The 15,112-nt window shown below is 72.7% G+C and carries 13 protein-coding genes; 8 read left to right on the forward strand and 5 right to left on the reverse strand.

What is annotated here, in order from left to right; all coding sequences use genetic code 11:
• Positions 1-21: 21 nt before the first annotated feature.
• Entirely contained in the window at positions 22-1,035 is a 1,014-nt protein-coding gene (locus BCL65_RS02380; RefSeq protein ID WP_106265188.1) for an NAD-dependent epimerase/dehydratase family protein, read from the reverse strand.
• A 78-nt stretch (positions 1,036-1,113) separates the two neighbouring features.
• A complete protein-coding gene (locus BCL65_RS02385) occupies positions 1,114-1,857 on the reverse strand; it encodes an IclR family transcriptional regulator (protein WP_106264771.1) in 744 nt (247 codons plus the stop codon).
• Positions 1,858-1,925: 68 nt separating this feature from the next.
• Here BCL65_RS02385 and eda point away from each other — a divergent pair, with 68 nt between their 5' ends.
• Positions 1,926-2,567, forward strand: coding sequence for a bifunctional 4-hydroxy-2-oxoglutarate aldolase/2-dehydro-3-deoxy-phosphogluconate aldolase (gene eda / locus BCL65_RS02390; protein ID WP_106264773.1), 642 nt, complete (start codon positions 1,926-1,928; stop codon positions 2,565-2,567).
• A complete protein-coding gene (locus tag BCL65_RS02395; RefSeq protein ID WP_106264775.1) occupies positions 2,564-3,670 on the forward strand; it encodes a sugar kinase in 1,107 nt (368 codons plus the stop codon). The genes eda and BCL65_RS02395 overlap by 4 nt, the downstream gene beginning before the upstream one ends.
• A 155-nt stretch (positions 3,671-3,825) precedes the next feature.
• Here the strand turns inward: BCL65_RS02395 and BCL65_RS02400 are convergent, their stop codons facing one another.
• The gene (locus BCL65_RS02400; RefSeq protein WP_106264777.1) at positions 3,826-4,848 is read right to left on the reverse strand and encodes a LacI family DNA-binding transcriptional regulator; all 1,023 of its coding nucleotides are present in this window, start codon (positions 4,846-4,848) and stop codon (positions 3,826-3,828) included.
• A 364-nt stretch (positions 4,849-5,212) separates the two neighbouring features.
• On the opposite strand from BCL65_RS02400, the gene BCL65_RS02405 reads away from it, so the two are divergent.
• From BCL65_RS02405 to BCL65_RS02430, 6 genes are all read left to right on the forward strand, one after another.
• A complete protein-coding gene (locus tag BCL65_RS02405; protein ID WP_106265190.1) occupies positions 5,213-6,214 on the forward strand; it encodes an ABC transporter permease in 1,002 nt (333 codons plus the stop codon).
• Complete coding sequence (locus tag BCL65_RS02410; RefSeq protein WP_106264778.1) at positions 6,208-7,131, forward strand: carbohydrate ABC transporter permease; 924 nt, start codon at positions 6,208-6,210, stop codon at positions 7,129-7,131. The genes BCL65_RS02405 and BCL65_RS02410 overlap by 7 nt, the downstream gene beginning before the upstream one ends.
• Positions 7,132-7,180: 49 nt before the next feature.
• Positions 7,181-8,839 (forward strand): ABC transporter substrate-binding protein, encoded by a 1,659-nt coding sequence (locus BCL65_RS02415; protein ID WP_106264780.1) that lies wholly within the window; start codon positions 7,181-7,183, stop codon positions 8,837-8,839.
• Between the two features lie 19 nt (positions 8,840-8,858).
• A complete protein-coding gene (locus BCL65_RS02420; RefSeq protein WP_106264782.1) occupies positions 8,859-10,421 on the forward strand; it encodes a GH39 family glycosyl hydrolase in 1,563 nt (520 codons plus the stop codon).
• Between the two features lies 1 nt (position 10,422).
• A complete protein-coding gene (locus BCL65_RS02425; protein ID WP_181340697.1) occupies positions 10,423-11,121 on the forward strand; it encodes a glycosyltransferase in 699 nt (232 codons plus the stop codon).
• Between the two features lie 75 nt (positions 11,122-11,196).
• Complete coding sequence (locus tag BCL65_RS02430) at positions 11,197-12,144, forward strand: arginase family protein (protein ID WP_106264784.1); 948 nt, start codon at positions 11,197-11,199, stop codon at positions 12,142-12,144.
• Between the two features lie 12 nt (positions 12,145-12,156).
• Here BCL65_RS02430 and hutI read toward each other — a convergent pair whose 3' ends face one another.
• Both hutI and hutU read right to left on the reverse strand, forming a co-directional pair.
• Positions 12,157-13,419, reverse strand: a complete 1,263-nt coding sequence (gene hutI, locus BCL65_RS02435) for an imidazolonepropionase (RefSeq protein WP_106264786.1) — start codon at positions 13,417-13,419, stop codon at positions 12,157-12,159.
• Complete coding sequence (hutU, locus tag BCL65_RS02440) at positions 13,419-15,104, reverse strand: urocanate hydratase (protein ID WP_106264788.1); 1,686 nt, start codon at positions 15,102-15,104, stop codon at positions 13,419-13,421. The genes hutI and hutU overlap by 1 nt, the downstream gene beginning before the upstream one ends.
• Positions 15,105-15,112: the final 8 nt, after the last annotated feature.

Below are 15,112 nucleotides of genomic sequence, written 5' to 3' on the forward strand. Positions count from 1 at the left end.
GCGCCAGGCTACGTGCCAGGTTCAGATCGCCCGCGCGTGCTCCACGAGCCGGTCGAAGCCCTCGTCCAGCGCGCGGTCGACCACCTGCGCTTCGGGGTGCGCGTCGTACCAGGCGATCTGCTCGTGGGCGCCCTGGTCGTAGGTGATGGTGGTGCCGAAGTCGGGCACGAGCGCCCGCAGCTTGGCGCAGTCGAACAGCATGGAGTGCGCCTTGTCGCCGAGGAGACCGTCGCCGACGTCGGGCAGGACGTGCGCGATCGTCTCGGACGGCACGTGCACGATCTCGGGGTCGGGGACCCCCGCCGCGGCGCCCAGCCACGTGTAGACCTGGTCCCAGGTGGGGGCGTGCGTGCCCATGATCTGGAACGTGTCGCCCACGGCGTGCGGGTGGCCCAGCAGGCCGACGAACCCGACGGCGAAGTCGTCCGTGTGGGTCAGCGTCCACAGGCTCGTGCCGTCGCCGTGCACGACGACGGGCTTGCCGGCCCGCATCCGGGCGACGTCCGTCCAGGCCCCGCTCGTCGGCAGCAGGGTGCGGTCGTAGGTGTGGCTGGGGCGCACGACGGTTGCCGGGAACGCGTCCTCGCGGTACGCGCGCACCAGGAGGTCCTCGCCGGCGATCTTGTCGCGGGAGTACCGCCAGTACGGGTTGCGCAGCGGGGTCGACTCCGTGACCGGGAGGCGTGAGGGCGGCGTCTGGTACGCCGAGGCGCTCGAGACGAACACGTACTGGCCGGTGCGCCCCGTGAACCGCTCGACGTCCCGGGCCACGTGGTCGGGGGAGAAGGCGCGGAACTGGGCGACGACGTCGAAGTCGCGGCCGGCCAGCGCGGCGTCGACCGCGTCGTCGTCGGCCGCGTCCGCGACGAGCGTCTCGACGTCGGTGGGCAGCGGGCGGGTCGTCGAACGGCCGCGGTTGAGAACGGTGACGCGGTGGCCCTGCGCCACCGCGCGGGTCACCGAGGCGGCGCTGATGACGCCGGAGCCGCCGATGAACAGGATGCTCTGCGGGTTGCGGGTTCGTGTGGGGGTCATGGCAGCCATGGTGCCCGACGGGGTGCCGTTCGGCACCGGGCGGGGCGGTCGGTGCGCGTGGTCGGCGCTCGCTGCCCGCTACCCGGCCGGCACGGTGAGGTCGGCGGGCAGGTGAGCGGGCAGCACCTCGCGCAGCGCGGCGATCCGCGCCTCCCGGGCGGCGCCGGTCATGCGTTCGGCGGGTGCGGTGATGGACACCGCGGCAATCGGCCGGCCGGCACGGAGCACGGCGACGGCGGCGCACGCGATGCCGGGCTCGTTCTCCTCGGTCTCGGTGGCGACGCCGGTGTGCCGGGCCTCGGCCAGCGCCTCCCGGAGGCGGTCGGCAGCGGTCCCGGGTGTGGCGTATGCGGCCAGGGCGGCGTCGTCGAACGGACCGGCAGCCAGGAGCGCGCGGCCGAGCGCCGTGGTGGCGGCCGGGCGGCGGCGTCCGACGGCGGACCACACCCGGACGGCCCGCTGCGGCTCGACCTTCTCCAGGTACACGACCTCCCGGCCGGCGAGGACGCCGAGGTGGACGAGCTCGTCGACCTCGGCGCTCAGGGCGTCGAGCGCGGGGCGCAGCAGGGCGGGCAGGTTCTCCTCGGCGAGGAACGTGCTGCCGAGCGCGAGGACGGCCGGGCCGAGGCGGTAGGTGCCGTCGTCGGTCTGCTCGGCGTAGCCCCGGTGGCGCAGCGCGGCCAGGGTGCGGTGCAGCGTGGACTTGTTGGCGCCGACCTCGGCCGAGAGGTCTGCCAGGGAGGCGCCGTCGGCGCCGGCGCGCCCGAGGGCGTCGAGCGTGAGCAGGGCCTTGTCGACGCTGCCGAGCGGGCTGGGTTCCATGGGACCGTCCTGCTAGGGTGCATTCCGTAGTGAACAACTGGCGTTCACCATAGCGAAACGGAGAGCAGATGTCACCCGGCGACACCCTGAAGACCCTCGAACATCACCGTCTCGTGCCCGTCGTCGTGGTCGACGGCGCGGAGCAGGGCCTCCGGCTCGCCGAGGCCCTCGTCGCGGGCGGGCTGCCCGTCGCCGAGATCACGCTGCGCACCGCGGGCGGGCTCGACGCGATCCGCGCCGTCGCGCGCGACCAGGCTGACGTCGTCGTCGGCGCCGGGACCGTCGTCACCGCGGCGCAGGTGGACGCCGTCGTCGACGCCGGTGCGCGCTACATCGTCTCGCCCGGCCTGTCGCGCAGCGTCGTCGAGCGCGCCCAGCACCACGGCGTGCCCGTGCTGCCCGGCGTCGCCACGCCGACCGAGATCATGGCGGCGCTCGACCTGGGCGTCGAGACCGTCAAGCTGTTCCCGGCCTCCGTCGTCGGCGGCCCCGCGGCCCTCAAGGCGCTCGCGGCGCCCTTCGGCACCGTGCGGTTCGTCCCGACGGGCGGCGTCAGCGCGGCCAACCTCGGCGAGTACCTCACGCTGGCGCCGGTGCTCGCCGTCGGCGGCTCGTGGATGGTCGCCAAGAGGCTCGTCGACGCCGGCGAGTGGGATCAGATCACCCGACTCACCGCCGAGGCCGTCGACCTCGTGAAGGAGAACTCATGAGCAACCCGTCCGTCACCACGCGCCCCGCCGCGGACTGCCGCTACGACGTCGTCGCCCTCGGCGAGGTCATGCTCCGCATGGACCCGGGCGACCGCCGCATCCGCACCACCCGCAGCTTCGACGTCTGGGAGGGCGGCGGCGAGTACAACGTCGCCCGCGGGCTGCGGCGCTGCTTCGGGCTGCGCGGCGCGATCGTCACCGCGCTCGCGGACAACGAGGTCGGCCGGCTCGTCGAGGACTGCATGCTCACCGGCGGCCTCGACACCTCCTGGGTGCAGTGGCGCGAGTACGACGGCATCGGGCGCGAGGTGCGCAACGGGCTCAACTTCACCGAGCGGGGCTTCGGCGTGCGCGGGGCCGTGGGCACCAGCGACCGCGGGCACACCGCCGTCTCCCAGATGCAGCCCGACGACGTCGACTGGGACGCGCTGTTCTCCTCCGGTGTGCGGTGGCTGCACACGGGCGGCATCTTCGCGGCGCTGTCCGAGTCCACCGCCGACGTGGCCGAGGCCGCGATGTCCGCCGCCCGCCGGCACGGCACGGTCGTCTCCTACGACCTCAACTACCGGCCCTCGCTGTGGAAGGGCATCGGCGGGGTCGAGCGGGCGCGCGAGGTCAACCGGCGCCTGGCCCACCACGTCGACGTCATGATCGGCAACGAGGAGGACTTCACGGCGTCCCTCGGTTTCGAGGTGGAGGGCGTCGACGAGTCGCTGACGGACCTCGACACGGGCGCCTTCCGGGCGATGATCCGCACCGCGGCCGAGGCGTACCCGAACTTCCAGGTGATCGCCACGACGCTGCGCGGCGTCAAGTCGGCGTCGGTCAACGACTGGGGTGCCATCGCGTGGTCGCGCGCCGAGGGCTTCGTGGAGGCCACCCACCGGCCCGACCTGGAGATCTTCGACCGCGTGGGCGGTGGCGACTCGTTCGCCTCGGGCCTGGCGTACGGGCTCCTGGAGCGGGAGTCCCTCGCCGAGGCCGTCGAGTACGGCGCCGCGCACGGCGCGCTCGCCATGACGACCCCGGGGGACACGACGACGGCGACGCTCGCCGAGGTCGCCAAGCTCGCCGCGGGCGGCAGCGCGCGCGTCCAGCGCTGACCACCCACGTCACCCGCCCCCACCCCACCCCCCCACCCTGCCCCGCCCCGCGCTGTGGCTGCTCTGGGCGCTCTGGGTGTTGTGGGTGCACGACACGCCGTTTGTTGTCCAGCGATGACGGCGTGTCGTGCACCCACAGCGTGGAGGGAGGGGGGTCAGGTGGGGGGCGGGGGAGCCGTGGACTCCCGGACCACCAGCTCCGTGGCGAGGTTGACGCGGGTGACCGCCGGCGTGCTCCCGGCGGCGAGCTCGAGCACCATGCGGGTCGCGGTGGCCCCCATCTCGGCCAGCGGCTGCCGCACGGTGGTCAGGGCCGGGACGGTCCACTGGGCCAGCGGCAGGTCGTCGTACCCCACCACCGAGACGTCGTCGGGCACCCGCAGGCCGATGTCCTGCGCGGCGCGCAGGGCGCCGATGGCCTGCATGTCCGAGCCGGCGAAGATGGCCGTCGGGCGGTTCGCGCGGTCGAGCAGCCGCCGCGCCGCGGCGTACCCCGCCTCGACGTAGAAGTTGCCGGAGTCCACCAGCGAGGGGTCGACGGCGATCCCCGCCGACTCGAGGGCGCTGCGGTAGCCGTCGATGCGGGCCCGGCTGCACAGCATGTCGGACGGCCCGGAGATCGCCGCGACGCGCCGGTGCCCGAGCTCGACGAGGTGGCGGGTGGCCGCGAGCCCGCCGTTCCAGTTGTCGGAACCCACGGTGGGCACGTCCGGCGGCGGCTCGCCGTCGGTGTCGATGACGACGAACGGGACCGACCTGCTCGTCAGCCGTCGCTGCTGGGCCTCGGTGAGCTGGGAGGCCACCAGCAGGACGCCCAGCGGGGGGCGCGCGAGCGTCGTCTCCAGCCAGGTGCGGGGCGGTCGGTGCTGCCCGCCGAGCTCGGACAGGATCACGCTGGTGCGGCCGGCTGCGGCCGTGTCCTCGACGCCGCGGATGATCTCCAGGGACCAGGTCGAGCCCAGCCGGTGGAAGACGAGGTCGATCAGCCCGGCCCCGGTCGGGGGGATCCCCGGCCGACGGCGCCGGTAGCTGTGCCGGTCCAGCGCCTCCTCGACCCGCGCACGCGTGGCCGGGGCGACGTCCGACCGGCCGTTGAGGACCTTGGAGACCGTGGGGACCGAGACGCCGACCTCCCGGGCGATCTGGGCGATCGTCGGCGCGGAGCGGGGAGCGGACATCGGGTCCCTTCCTGGTGGTACGCCTTGGCCGTCACCGGCCTGGACCGTCACCGACCCGGGCCGCGCCCGGTGCGGGCGTTGTCATCTGAGCGAGCATGTTGCGAAACTTTCGGCTCAATCCTAGCGACCTTGCGGGCGACGCGACGCCGCGGCGCACCGCACGATCGACGCCATGAAGCGACGCTACGGGCCGCAAAGTCTTCACATGTGACCGTACCGTGATCGGCCTCGGCTTGACCGCTGTGCCGTGCCCGCCTACTGTCGCTCACGTCGACAACGTTTTCAATGTCGAAAGTTTCGACCGGGCGACGACGCCACGGGCTCGACGGCCCGCCACGACGACGTGACGAACCAGGAGCAGGACATGACACACGGGACCGAGGCGGTGGTCACCGCCCCCGCCGTGGTCGTCGACGCGACGGCCGACCCGCCGTCGTCCGGCGGCAAGCAACGGCGCGTCCGTCGCGACACCTGGGCCACCGCGCTGCGCAGGGACTGGCGGCTCTACACGTTCCTCGTGCTGCCCATCGCGTTCCTGCTGCTGTTCCGGTACGTGCCGATGGCGGGCAACGTCATCGCGTTCCGGCGCTTCCGGCCGGGAGGGTCCATCTTCGGTGACGAGTGGGTCGGTCTCCACTACGTCGAGATGTTCCTCAACGACCCCACGTTCTGGCGGGTGTTCACCAACACGGTGGTCCTCGGGGCGCTGACCCTGGTCATCGTCTTCCCCCTGCCGATCGTCCTGGCGCTCATGCTCAACGAGCTGCGCTCACGCCGCTTCAAGAAGGCCGTCCAGACGATCACCTACCTGCCGCACTTCATGTCGATCGTGATCGTCGCCGGGTTCGTCTACGAGCTGACGGCGCTCAACGGCACGATCAACCAGATCATCACGGCCGTGGGCGGCGAGGAGATCTCGTTCATGCAGCGGGCCGACTGGTTCCGCCCCGTGTACGTGAGCTCCGAGATCTGGCAGGTCGTCGGGTTCGGCACCATCCTCTACCTGGCCGCGCTGACGACCATCGACGACCAGCTCTACGAGGCGTCGCGCATCGACGGGGCCAACCGGTGGCAGCAGATCTGGCACATCACCCTGCCCGGCATCCGCCCCACCATCGTGGTGCTGCTCATCCTCAACATCGGCACCTTCCTGGCGGTCGGGTTCGAGAAGGTCCTCCTCCTCTACAACCCGCTGACCTACTCGACGGCGGACGTCATCGCCACCTACCTCTACCGCGTGGGCCTGACGAGCGGCAGCTTCTCCTACGCGGCGGCGATCGGCCTCTTCGAGGCCGTCATCGGGCTGACGCTCGTGCTGTCGGCCAACGCCATCTCGAAGCGACTGGTTGGAGCGTCCCTGTGGTGAGCACAACGCCGACGGCCCCGGACATCTCGGCGGTCCGCGCGGTCCCGACGACGATCAAGGACACCCGCGGCTACACGGTGTTCCGTGTCGTCAACGCCGTGCTCCTCGTCCTGGTGTGCCTGGTGACCCTGTACCCGTTCGTGAACCTGATCGCCCAGGCGTTCAGCTCCCAGGGGTACATCGTGGCCGGCGAGGTGAACCTCTGGCCCAAGGGGTTCAACCTGACCACCTTCGAGACGGTGTTCGGTGACGAGCGCTTCTGGACCGGCTACCGCAACACGATCATCCAGACCGTCCTGGCGACCGGCATCGCGATGGTGCTCACCACGACGATGGCCTACGCGCTGTCGAAGCGGCATCTGAAGGGAAGGTCGGTCTTCATCGGGCTCGTCGTGGTGACGATGTTCTTCAACGGCGGTCTCATCCCGAACTACCTGCTCATCACGAACCTCGGCCTGAAGAACACCATCTGGGCGATCGTGCTGCCCAACGCGATCAGCGCCTTCAACCTGCTGGTCATGAAGTCGTTCTTCGAGAACTTCCCCAGCGACCTGGAGGAGGCGGCGTCGATCGACGGGCTCACCACCTACGGGATCTTCGGGCGCATCGTGCTGCCGCTGTCCAAGGCGGTGGTCGCCACCATGGTCCTGTTCTACGCCGTCTCGTTCTGGAACGCGTGGTTCCCCGCGTTCCTCTACCTGAGCGACCCCGGGCTGCAGCCGGTGACGCTCTACCTGCGCAACCTGCTGGCCGGTGCGACCGGCAGCGGCGTCGAGGCGGGGATGGAGACGGTGCAGATCGGCGCCAACATCCAGGCCGTCGCGATGCTGCTGACGGTGCTGCCGATCATCTGCTTCTACCCGTTCATCCAGAAGTACTTCGTGTCGGGCGTGATGCTCGGCTCGGTCAAGGGCTGAACCCGCCCCCACCGTCGCGAACAACGACGTTCACCACAGGAGGAGAGCAATGAGGATCACTCGGAACACGATCGTCGCGGGAGGCGCCGTCGTCGCGCTGACCGTCACCCTGACAGCGTGCTCGGGCGACGGCGAGAGCCCCGAGGACGGGGCCGAGGCCGGCGCGATCGACATGGCCTCGCAGATCGGCTACATGGAGGACTTCGCGGCGGGGGACACGTTCGTGGCCACGGAGCCGGTCGAGTTCGGCCTGCTCTACCGCGACCACCCGAACTACCCGTTCAAGGAGGACTGGTCGATCGTCCAGCACCTCGAACAGGACAACAACGTCACGTTCGACTACGAGAACGTGCCGCTCGAGGACATGCAGCAGAAGCGCTCGGTGCTCATCGGCTCGGGCGAGGCGCCCGACATCATGCCGGCCACCTACCCGGGCGACGAGGTCCAGTTCATCGGTGGCGGCGCGATCCTGCCGATCTCCGACTACGTGCAGTACATGCCGAACTTCCAGCAGAAGGTCTCCGACTGGGGCCTCACCGAGGAGATCGAGGCGCAGCGCCAGGCAGACGGCAAGTACTACATGATCCCGGGCCTGCACGAGGTCGCCAAGCACCAGTACTCGGTGGCCATCCGGCAGGACCTCTGGGACGCGGCGGGGCTCGAGCACCCGACGACGTGGGACGAGTTCGCCGAGCAGCTCGCCGTCATCGCCGAGGAGAACCCGGACCTCGACCACGCCATGACCGACCGGTGGTCGATCAACGGGCCCATCGAGGCCACGATGATGGCTGCGGCGCCGAACTTCGGCACCAACGCGGGCTGGAACTACGGCCAGGGTCTGCAGTGGGACGCGGACGCCGGTGCGTACGAGTACGCCGGCGCCTCGGACGAGTACCGCTCCCTGGTCCAGTACTTCGCCGACCTCGTCGCCGACGGTCTGCTGGACCCGGAGGCGCTGACCCAGGACGACGACCAGGCGAAGGAGAAGTTCGCCTCCGGCCAGGCCGCCGCCATCGGTTCCAACGACCAGGTGCTGCTGGAGTACCGGGACGCGTTCGCCGAGACCGGTGACAGCGACGCCGAGATCAAGCAGATCGTGGTGCCGGGCGGGCCGGCCGGCGACCTCATCCCCGGTGGCACGCGCCGCGAGTCCGGCCTGATGTTCTCGGCGCAGGCCGCCGAGCAGGACGACTTCCTCGCGATGCTGCAGTTCGTCGACTGGCTCTACTACTCCGACGAGGGCCTCGAGTTCGCCAAGTGGGGCGTCGAGGGCGAGACGTTCGAGCGCCAGGGCGACGAGCGCGTCCTCGTCGACGAGGTCGGCTGGGGCGAGCTCAACCCGGACGCCCCGAAGCTCCTCAACGCCGACTTCGGCTACTACAACGGGGTCTGGTCCATCGCCCACGGTTCCACCGAGGACCTGGACAAGTCGATGATGAGCGACGAGGTCATCGAGTTCATGGACGGGATGAACGCCGTCAAGTCCGAGCTGCCGATCCCGCCGGCCGTGCAGTACGACGAGATGCAGCAGGAGCAGGCGGGCCTGCAGCAGACCACCCTGCAGGACATCGTCATGCAGAACACGGCCCAGTTCATGCTCGGCGACCGGCCGATGTCCGAGTGGGACGCCTACGTCGCCGAGCTCGTGGGCGCCGGCATGACCGACTACGTCGACCGCGCCAACGCCGCCGCCGGCGTCGGCGACTGACCCACCCCGAAGGAGCTCCGTGCCTCGCCTCACCGTCCCCGCCGAACCCGTCGGAGTGCTCAGCGACGCCTGGCGGTCCTGCGTCGGCACGGGCCGTTTCAACCTCGCGCTGCGCCAGGACTACCAGGAGTCCTTGGCCCTGGTGCAGCGCGAGATCGGGTTCCGGTACATCCGCGGCCACGGCCTGCTGTCCGACGACGTCGGCGTGCACCGGCCGTACGAGGAGGCCGGCCGCGCCGCCACGCGCTACGCGTTCACGTACGTCGACCAGGTGGTGGACGCCTATCTCGGGCTGGGCATCAAGCCGTTCCTCGAGCTGGGGTTCATGCCCGCCGCCCTGGCGTCCGGCGAGCAGACGGTGTTCTGGTGGCGGGGCAACGTGACCCCGCCCCGGGACCACCGCGAGTGGGCCGCGCTCGTGCGTGCCGTCGTCGGCCACCTGGTGGACCGGTACGGGCTCGACGAGGTCCGCACCTGGCCGATCGAGGTGTGGAACGAGCCCAACCTGACGCACTTCTGGCAGGGCGCCGACCAGGACGCCTACCTGCGTCTCTACGAGGTCACCGCCCGCGCCGTCAAGGACGTCGACGCCTCCCTCCAGGTGGGTGGACCGGCGCTCTCCCCGGGGGCCGACGACTGGTGGGAGCCGTTCGCCGAGTTCGTCCTCGCCCGCGACGTGCCGTGCGACTTCGTCTCGGTGCACGCCTACAGCTCGGGCCAGGCGCAGCACGTGCCCTTCGGCGTCTACCAGACCGTCCGCGAGCCGCAGCGCCTGCTCGAGCAGTTCGCCCGGCCGAAGGAGATGCTCGCCGGGACACCGCTGGCCGACCTGCCGGTGCACATCACGGAGTTCAACACCTCCTACCGGCCGGACAACCCGGTGCACGACACGGCGTACAACGCCGCCTACCTCGCGCCGGTGCTCGCGGCGGGCGGCGACCTGGTCGACTCGTTCTCGTACTGGACCTTCAGCGACACCTTCGAGGAGGAGGGCGTGCCCTCCACGCTGTTCCACGGCGGGTTCGGCATGGTCACCCACCGGCAGCTCCGCAAGCCGACGTTCCACCTCTACGCGTTCATGGCGCGGATGGGACGCCACGTGCTCGCGCGGGGGCGGGACCATCTCGTCACCCGTGACGACGCCGGGCGCGTCACGGTGCTCGCCTGGCAGCCCGTCGGCGGCACGGACGACCCGGTCGAGCCGGAGCGCCACGAGCTGCGGCTCTCGGTCCCGGTGCTCGGACCTCGCGACGACGACGGCGGCTCCCCGGCGGGCGCGGGCGCCCGGACGGTCTACGCGCACCGGTCGGTGGTGAACGAGTCCGACGGCAACGCCTGGGCGGCCTGGCGGGAGATGGGCCGGCCGGCCTCCCCGCGGAGCCGGCAGCTCGAGGCGCTGTCCGAGGCTGCCGAGCCGGTGCGCAGCCACCGGGCGCTCGCGGTGGAGGAGGGACGGGTCGACCTCGACCTGACCCTGGGCCGCCACGAGGTCACGCTGGTCGAGCTCGACGTCGTCCACGACGAGACCCCGGCGTGGCTCGACGACTCCCGCATCCTGGGGCGCGGCCCGTACGGTGGGTGACGTGACCACCTCCAACGCGCCGGTGCCCGGCGACCACGACCACGGGACCGCCGGGCGGGCGACGTCGACGGTGTACCGGCTGCTGGTGGTCGGCCTCCTGCTGGCCATCAGCGTCTCGCCCACCGTGGTGCTGCTCTTCCTGATCGAGCCCGACCCCTCGAACGTGCCGCTGGCCGTCGCCTCGACCGTGTTCGTCGGACCGGCGCTCTCGGCGTCGCTCTTCGCCCTGGGGGCCAAGGCCCGCGACGACGGCCTGACCCCGGCGCCGGCCTTCGCCAAGGGGTACCGGATGAACCTCGGCGACGTGCTGAAGATCTGGGTGCCCGGCCTCCTGCTGCTCGCCGTGCTGTCCTGGACCACCGTCAACATCGCGGTGGCGGGGGTGCCGGTCTGGTGGGCCGGGATCCTCCTCGGCATCGGTGCGATCGTGCTGCTCTGGATGATCCAGGCCACCGTCATCGCGTCGTTCTTCGCGTTCCGCGGCCGCGACACCGCGCGGCTCGCGCTGTACTTCCTCGGCCGGCTCCCGCGGGTGACGCTGGCCGTGATGTCCGCCGTCGTGCTCGCCGGCGCGATCGTGTTCCTCACCGCGCCGGCGGTGCTCGCGGCGTTCGGCGTGCTCCTCGTGGCGCTGCTGCTGCGCTGGGAGAAGCCGCTGCTGTCCGAGGTGCGCCTGCGGTTCGTCGAGTCCGCCGACTGAGCCGAACACACCGGCTGGAGGCGCGCCGTCAGCCCGGGGCTGCCGTGCCGTCCACGGTTCGGCTACCGTCGCGTCGTGAGCACCCCGCTGTCCCACGACCCGCTCTGGCCGCGCGCCGGCGGCTGGCCCGCGCCCGCGCCGGGTGCGGGCCGCGTCCCGGCCGACGCCGCGTTGCTGGGGATCGGTACCTGGCGCACCTCGCTCTCACCGACCGGGGCGCACGCGACCCCTGCCGCCGTGCGCGCGGCGCTTCGGCGGTACAGCCCGGCACTGACGGGCCGCGGTGCGAGTGCTGCGCCCGACGGCGGCGGCCCGGTCGACCTGGGTGGGCTCGCCGTCGTCGACCACGGCGACGTGGACGAGCCCGACGGTCCGGCGGGGGAGGAACGGGCGCGCGCCGCCGTCGCCGAGGCCGCGGGCGGTGCCCGGCTGCTGGTGGCGCTCGGCGGAGACAACGCGCTGACCGTGCCCGCGGCGCTGGGTGCCTGGGGACCCGAGCTCGGGGCGGCCGGGCTGGTCACGCTGGACGCGCACCACGACCTGCGCGAGGGCGTCTCGAACGGTTCACCCGTGCGGCTGCTGATCGAGGCGGGCCTGGACCCGGCACGGGTCGTGCAGGTGGGGATCGCGGACTTCGCCAACTCGGCCGCGTACACCCGGCGGGCGCACGAGCTGGGGATCCGCGTCGTGACCCTCGACGAGCTGCGGTCCCGAGGCATCCCGGCCGTGGTCGCGGAGGCCCTGGACGTCGCCGGTGCCGCAGCCGGGCCGGTGCACGTCGACGTCGACGTCGACGTCTGCGACCGGGCGGTGGCGCCCGGCTGCCCGGCGAGCGTGCCGGGCGGGCTCGCCGCGCACGAGCTGCGCGCGCTCGTCCGGGGGCTCGCGCGGAGCGAGCGGGTGCGCTCCGTGGACATCGCCGAGGTGGACGCGACGGCGGACGCCCCCGACGGCCGGACGGTGCGGCTCGCCGCGCTGTGCGTGCTGGAGGCGCTCGCAGGACTCGCTCTGCGCACCGGGTAGCACGGTCCGTCCCTACCTCGGCGGGTGGACCTCGCGGCCCTCGCGCCAGACGCCGGACACCAGCGGCACGCCCGGCCGGTAGGCCAGGTACGTGCGCGACGGCGCATCCAGCACCACGAGGTCGGCTCGCGCGCCCGGCTCCAGCCGGCCGACGTCGGACCGCCGCAGCGCCGTCGCCCCGCCCGCCGTCGCGGCCCGGACCGCCTCGGCGACGGTCATCCCCATCTCCCGCACCGCGAGCGCCACCATCAACGGCATCGACGAGGTGTACGACGACCCGGGGTTGCAGTCGCTCGCGAGCGCCACGACGACGCCGGCGTCGAGCAGCCGCCGCGCGTCCGGGTACGGCTGCCGGGTCGAGAACTCGACGCCCGGCAGCAGCGTCGCGACCGTACCCGGCGCGTCGTCGGCCCACGAGCCCGCGAGCGCCGCGACGTCGTCGTCGGACAGGTAGGTGCAGTGGTCCACCGACGCCGCGCCGAGCGACACGGCGACCCGCACGCCCTCGCCCGGGCCGAGCTGGTTGGCGTGCACCCGCACGCCCAGCCCGGCGGCGGCGCCGGCCGAGAGCACGCGCCGGGCCTGCTCCGGGGTGAACGCCCCCGTCTCGCAGAAGACGTCGACCCACCGTGCACCCGGCGCGCACGACCGGAGCATCTCGCCGCACACGAGGTCGACGTACTCGTCGCCCCGCCCCGCGTACTCCGGCGGCACCACGTGCGCCCCGAGGAACGTCACCTCGTCGGTCACCTCCCGCGCGAGCCGCACCGAGCGCGCCTCGTCGGTCACGGTCAGCCCGTACCCGGTCTTGACCTCGAGGGTCGTCGTCCCCTGGGCGGCGGCCTCGGCGACGTGCCGCGCCAGCCCGGCCCGCAGCGCGTCGTCCGACGCCGCACGTGTGGACGCCACGGTGGCCCGGATCCCGCCGGCCGCGTACGGGCGCCCGGCCGCGCGGGCCTCGAACTCGGCCGCCCTGTCCCCGGCGAACACCAGGTGCGTGTGCGAGTCCACGAACCCCGGGATCACGGCCCGGCCGCCGACATCGACGGTCCGGTCCGGCGCCCGGCCGATCGCCTCCTCGACGCCCGCGGCCGCGTCGGCCTCGCGCCCCGCCCAGGCGACGCGTCCGCCGTCCAGCAGGATCGCGGCGTCGCGGACGACGGCGGTGGGGTCGTCCGGGTCGTCGGCCCCGGCCACGCCGGGCACGTTCGTCGTGAGCTCACCGACACCGAACAGCAGCGTCGCGCCGTGCTCGCGGTGCGGGACCTCGTGCATCACGCCTCCCGGCCGGTCGCCGTCTCCCGCACCGGCACGCGCAGACCGCCCCGCTCGGCGGCGTCGACGGCGTCGTCGTACCCCGCGTCCACGTGCCGCAGCACACCGAGGGCCGGGTCGTTGGACAGCACGCGCGCGAGCTTCTGCGCGGCGAGCGGCGTGCCGTCCGCGACGGACACCTGCCCCGCATGGATCGACCGGCCCATGCCGACGCCGCCGCCCTGGTGCAGCGACACCCACGTGGCGCCCGACGACGCCGCGGTGAGCGCGTTGAGCAGCGGCCAGTCGGCGACGGCGTCGGACCCGTCGGCCATGCCCTCGGTCTCGCGGTACGGCGAGGCGACGGATCCCGCGTCGAGGTGGTCCCGCCCGATCACCAGGGGCGCGCTCACCTCGCCGGAGGCGACCAGCTCGTTGAACGCGAGGCCCGCGCGGTCGCGCTCGCCGTGCCCGAGCCAGCAGATCCGTGCCGGCAGCCCCTGGTAGGCGACGCGCTCCTGGGCCGCGCGGATCCAGCGGTGCAGGTGGTCGTCGTCGGGGAAGAGGCTCAGCACGGCCTCGTCGGTGGCCGCGATGTCGCGCGGGTCGCCCGACAGCGCCGCCCACCGGAACGGCCCCTTGCCCTGGGCGAACAGCGGCCGGATGTACGCGGGCACGAACCCCGGGACGTCGAACGCGCGGCCGTACCCGCCGCGACGCGCCTCGTCGCGGATCGAGTTGCCGTAGTCGAAGACCTCCGCACCGGCGTCGAGGAAGCCCACCATGCCCTCGACGTGCCGCGCCATCGACTCGCGCGCCCGCTCGGTGAACTCCTCCGGTCTCGCGGCGGCGGTGTCGGCCCACTCGTCCACCGAGACGCCGAGCGGCAGGTAGGACAGCGGGTCGTGCGCGGACGTCTGGTCGGTCACCACGTCCACCTCGACGCCGCGGCGCAGCAGCTCCGGCACCACGTGCGCGCTGTTGCCCACCACGCCGACGGACAGCGCGCGGCGCTCGCGGCGTGCGGCCTCGACGCGCGTCACCGCGTCGTCGAGCGACGGCGCGACCTCGTCGAGGTACCGCTCGCGCACGCGCCGCTCGAGGCGCGAGGCGTCGACGTCGACCACGAGGCACACGCCGCCGTTGAGCGTGACCGCGAGCGGCTGCGCGCCGCCCATGCCGCCGCAACCGCCCGTCAGCGTCAGCGTCCCGGCGAGCGACCCGCCGAACCTCTTGGCCGCGACGGCTGCGAGCGTCTCGTACGTGCCCTGCAGGATCCCCTGCGCGCCGATGTAGATCCACGACCCGGCCGTCATCTGCCCGTACATCGTCAGGCCCAGGGCCTCGAGCCGGCGGAACTCGGGCCACGTCGCCCAGTCGCCCACGAGGTTCGAGTTCGCGATGAGCACGCGCGGAGCCCACTCGTGCGTGCGCAGCACCCCGACGGGCTTGCCGGACTGCACGAGCAGCGTCTCGTCGTCGCGCAGGTCGGTGAGCGTGCGCACGATCGCGTGGTAGCTCGGCCAGTCGCGGGCGGCCCGGCCCGTGCCGCCGTAGACGACGAGGTCGTCCGGCCGCTCCGCGACCTCCGGGTCCAGGTTGTTCATGAGCATGCGCAGCGGCGCCTCGGTCTGCCAGCTGCGCGCCGTGAGCGCCGTCCCGCGCGGGGCGCGGACGGGGACGGGGGTTCCCCGGTCGTGGGTCATGCCGGTCT

It is taken from the genome of Isoptericola halotolerans, assembly GCF_003003075.1.
Lineage (GTDB): Bacteria > Actinomycetota > Actinomycetes > Actinomycetales > Cellulomonadaceae > Isoptericola > Isoptericola halotolerans_A.

Bases quoted from the DNA above. Each gene is read 5' to 3' on its own strand.
- BCL65_RS02380 (WP_106265188.1), bottom strand. From the start codon at position 1,035: ATGACCCCCACACGAACCCGCAACCCGCAGAGCATCCTGTTCATCGGC.
- BCL65_RS02385 (WP_106264771.1), bottom strand. From the start codon at position 1,857: ATGGAACCCAGCCCGCTCGGCAGCGTCGACAAGGCCCTGCTCACGCTC.
- eda (WP_106264773.1), top strand. From the start codon at position 1,926: ATGTCACCCGGCGACACCCTGAAGACCCTCGAACATCACCGTCTCGTG.
- BCL65_RS02395 (WP_106264775.1), top strand. From the start codon at position 2,564: ATGAGCAACCCGTCCGTCACCACGCGCCCCGCCGCGGACTGCCGCTAC.
- BCL65_RS02400 (WP_106264777.1), bottom strand. From the start codon at position 4,848: ATGTCCGCTCCCCGCTCCGCGCCGACGATCGCCCAGATCGCCCGGGAG.
- BCL65_RS02405 (WP_106265190.1), top strand. From the start codon at position 5,213: ATGACACACGGGACCGAGGCGGTGGTCACCGCCCCCGCCGTGGTCGTC.
- BCL65_RS02415 (WP_106264780.1), top strand. From the start codon at position 7,181: ATGAGGATCACTCGGAACACGATCGTCGCGGGAGGCGCCGTCGTCGCG.
- hutI (WP_106264786.1), bottom strand. From the start codon at position 13,419: ATGCACGAGGTCCCGCACCGCGAGCACGGCGCGACGCTGCTGTTCGGT.
- hutU (WP_106264788.1), bottom strand. From the start codon at position 15,104: ATGACCCACGACCGGGGAACCCCCGTCCCCGTCCGCGCCCCGCGCGGG.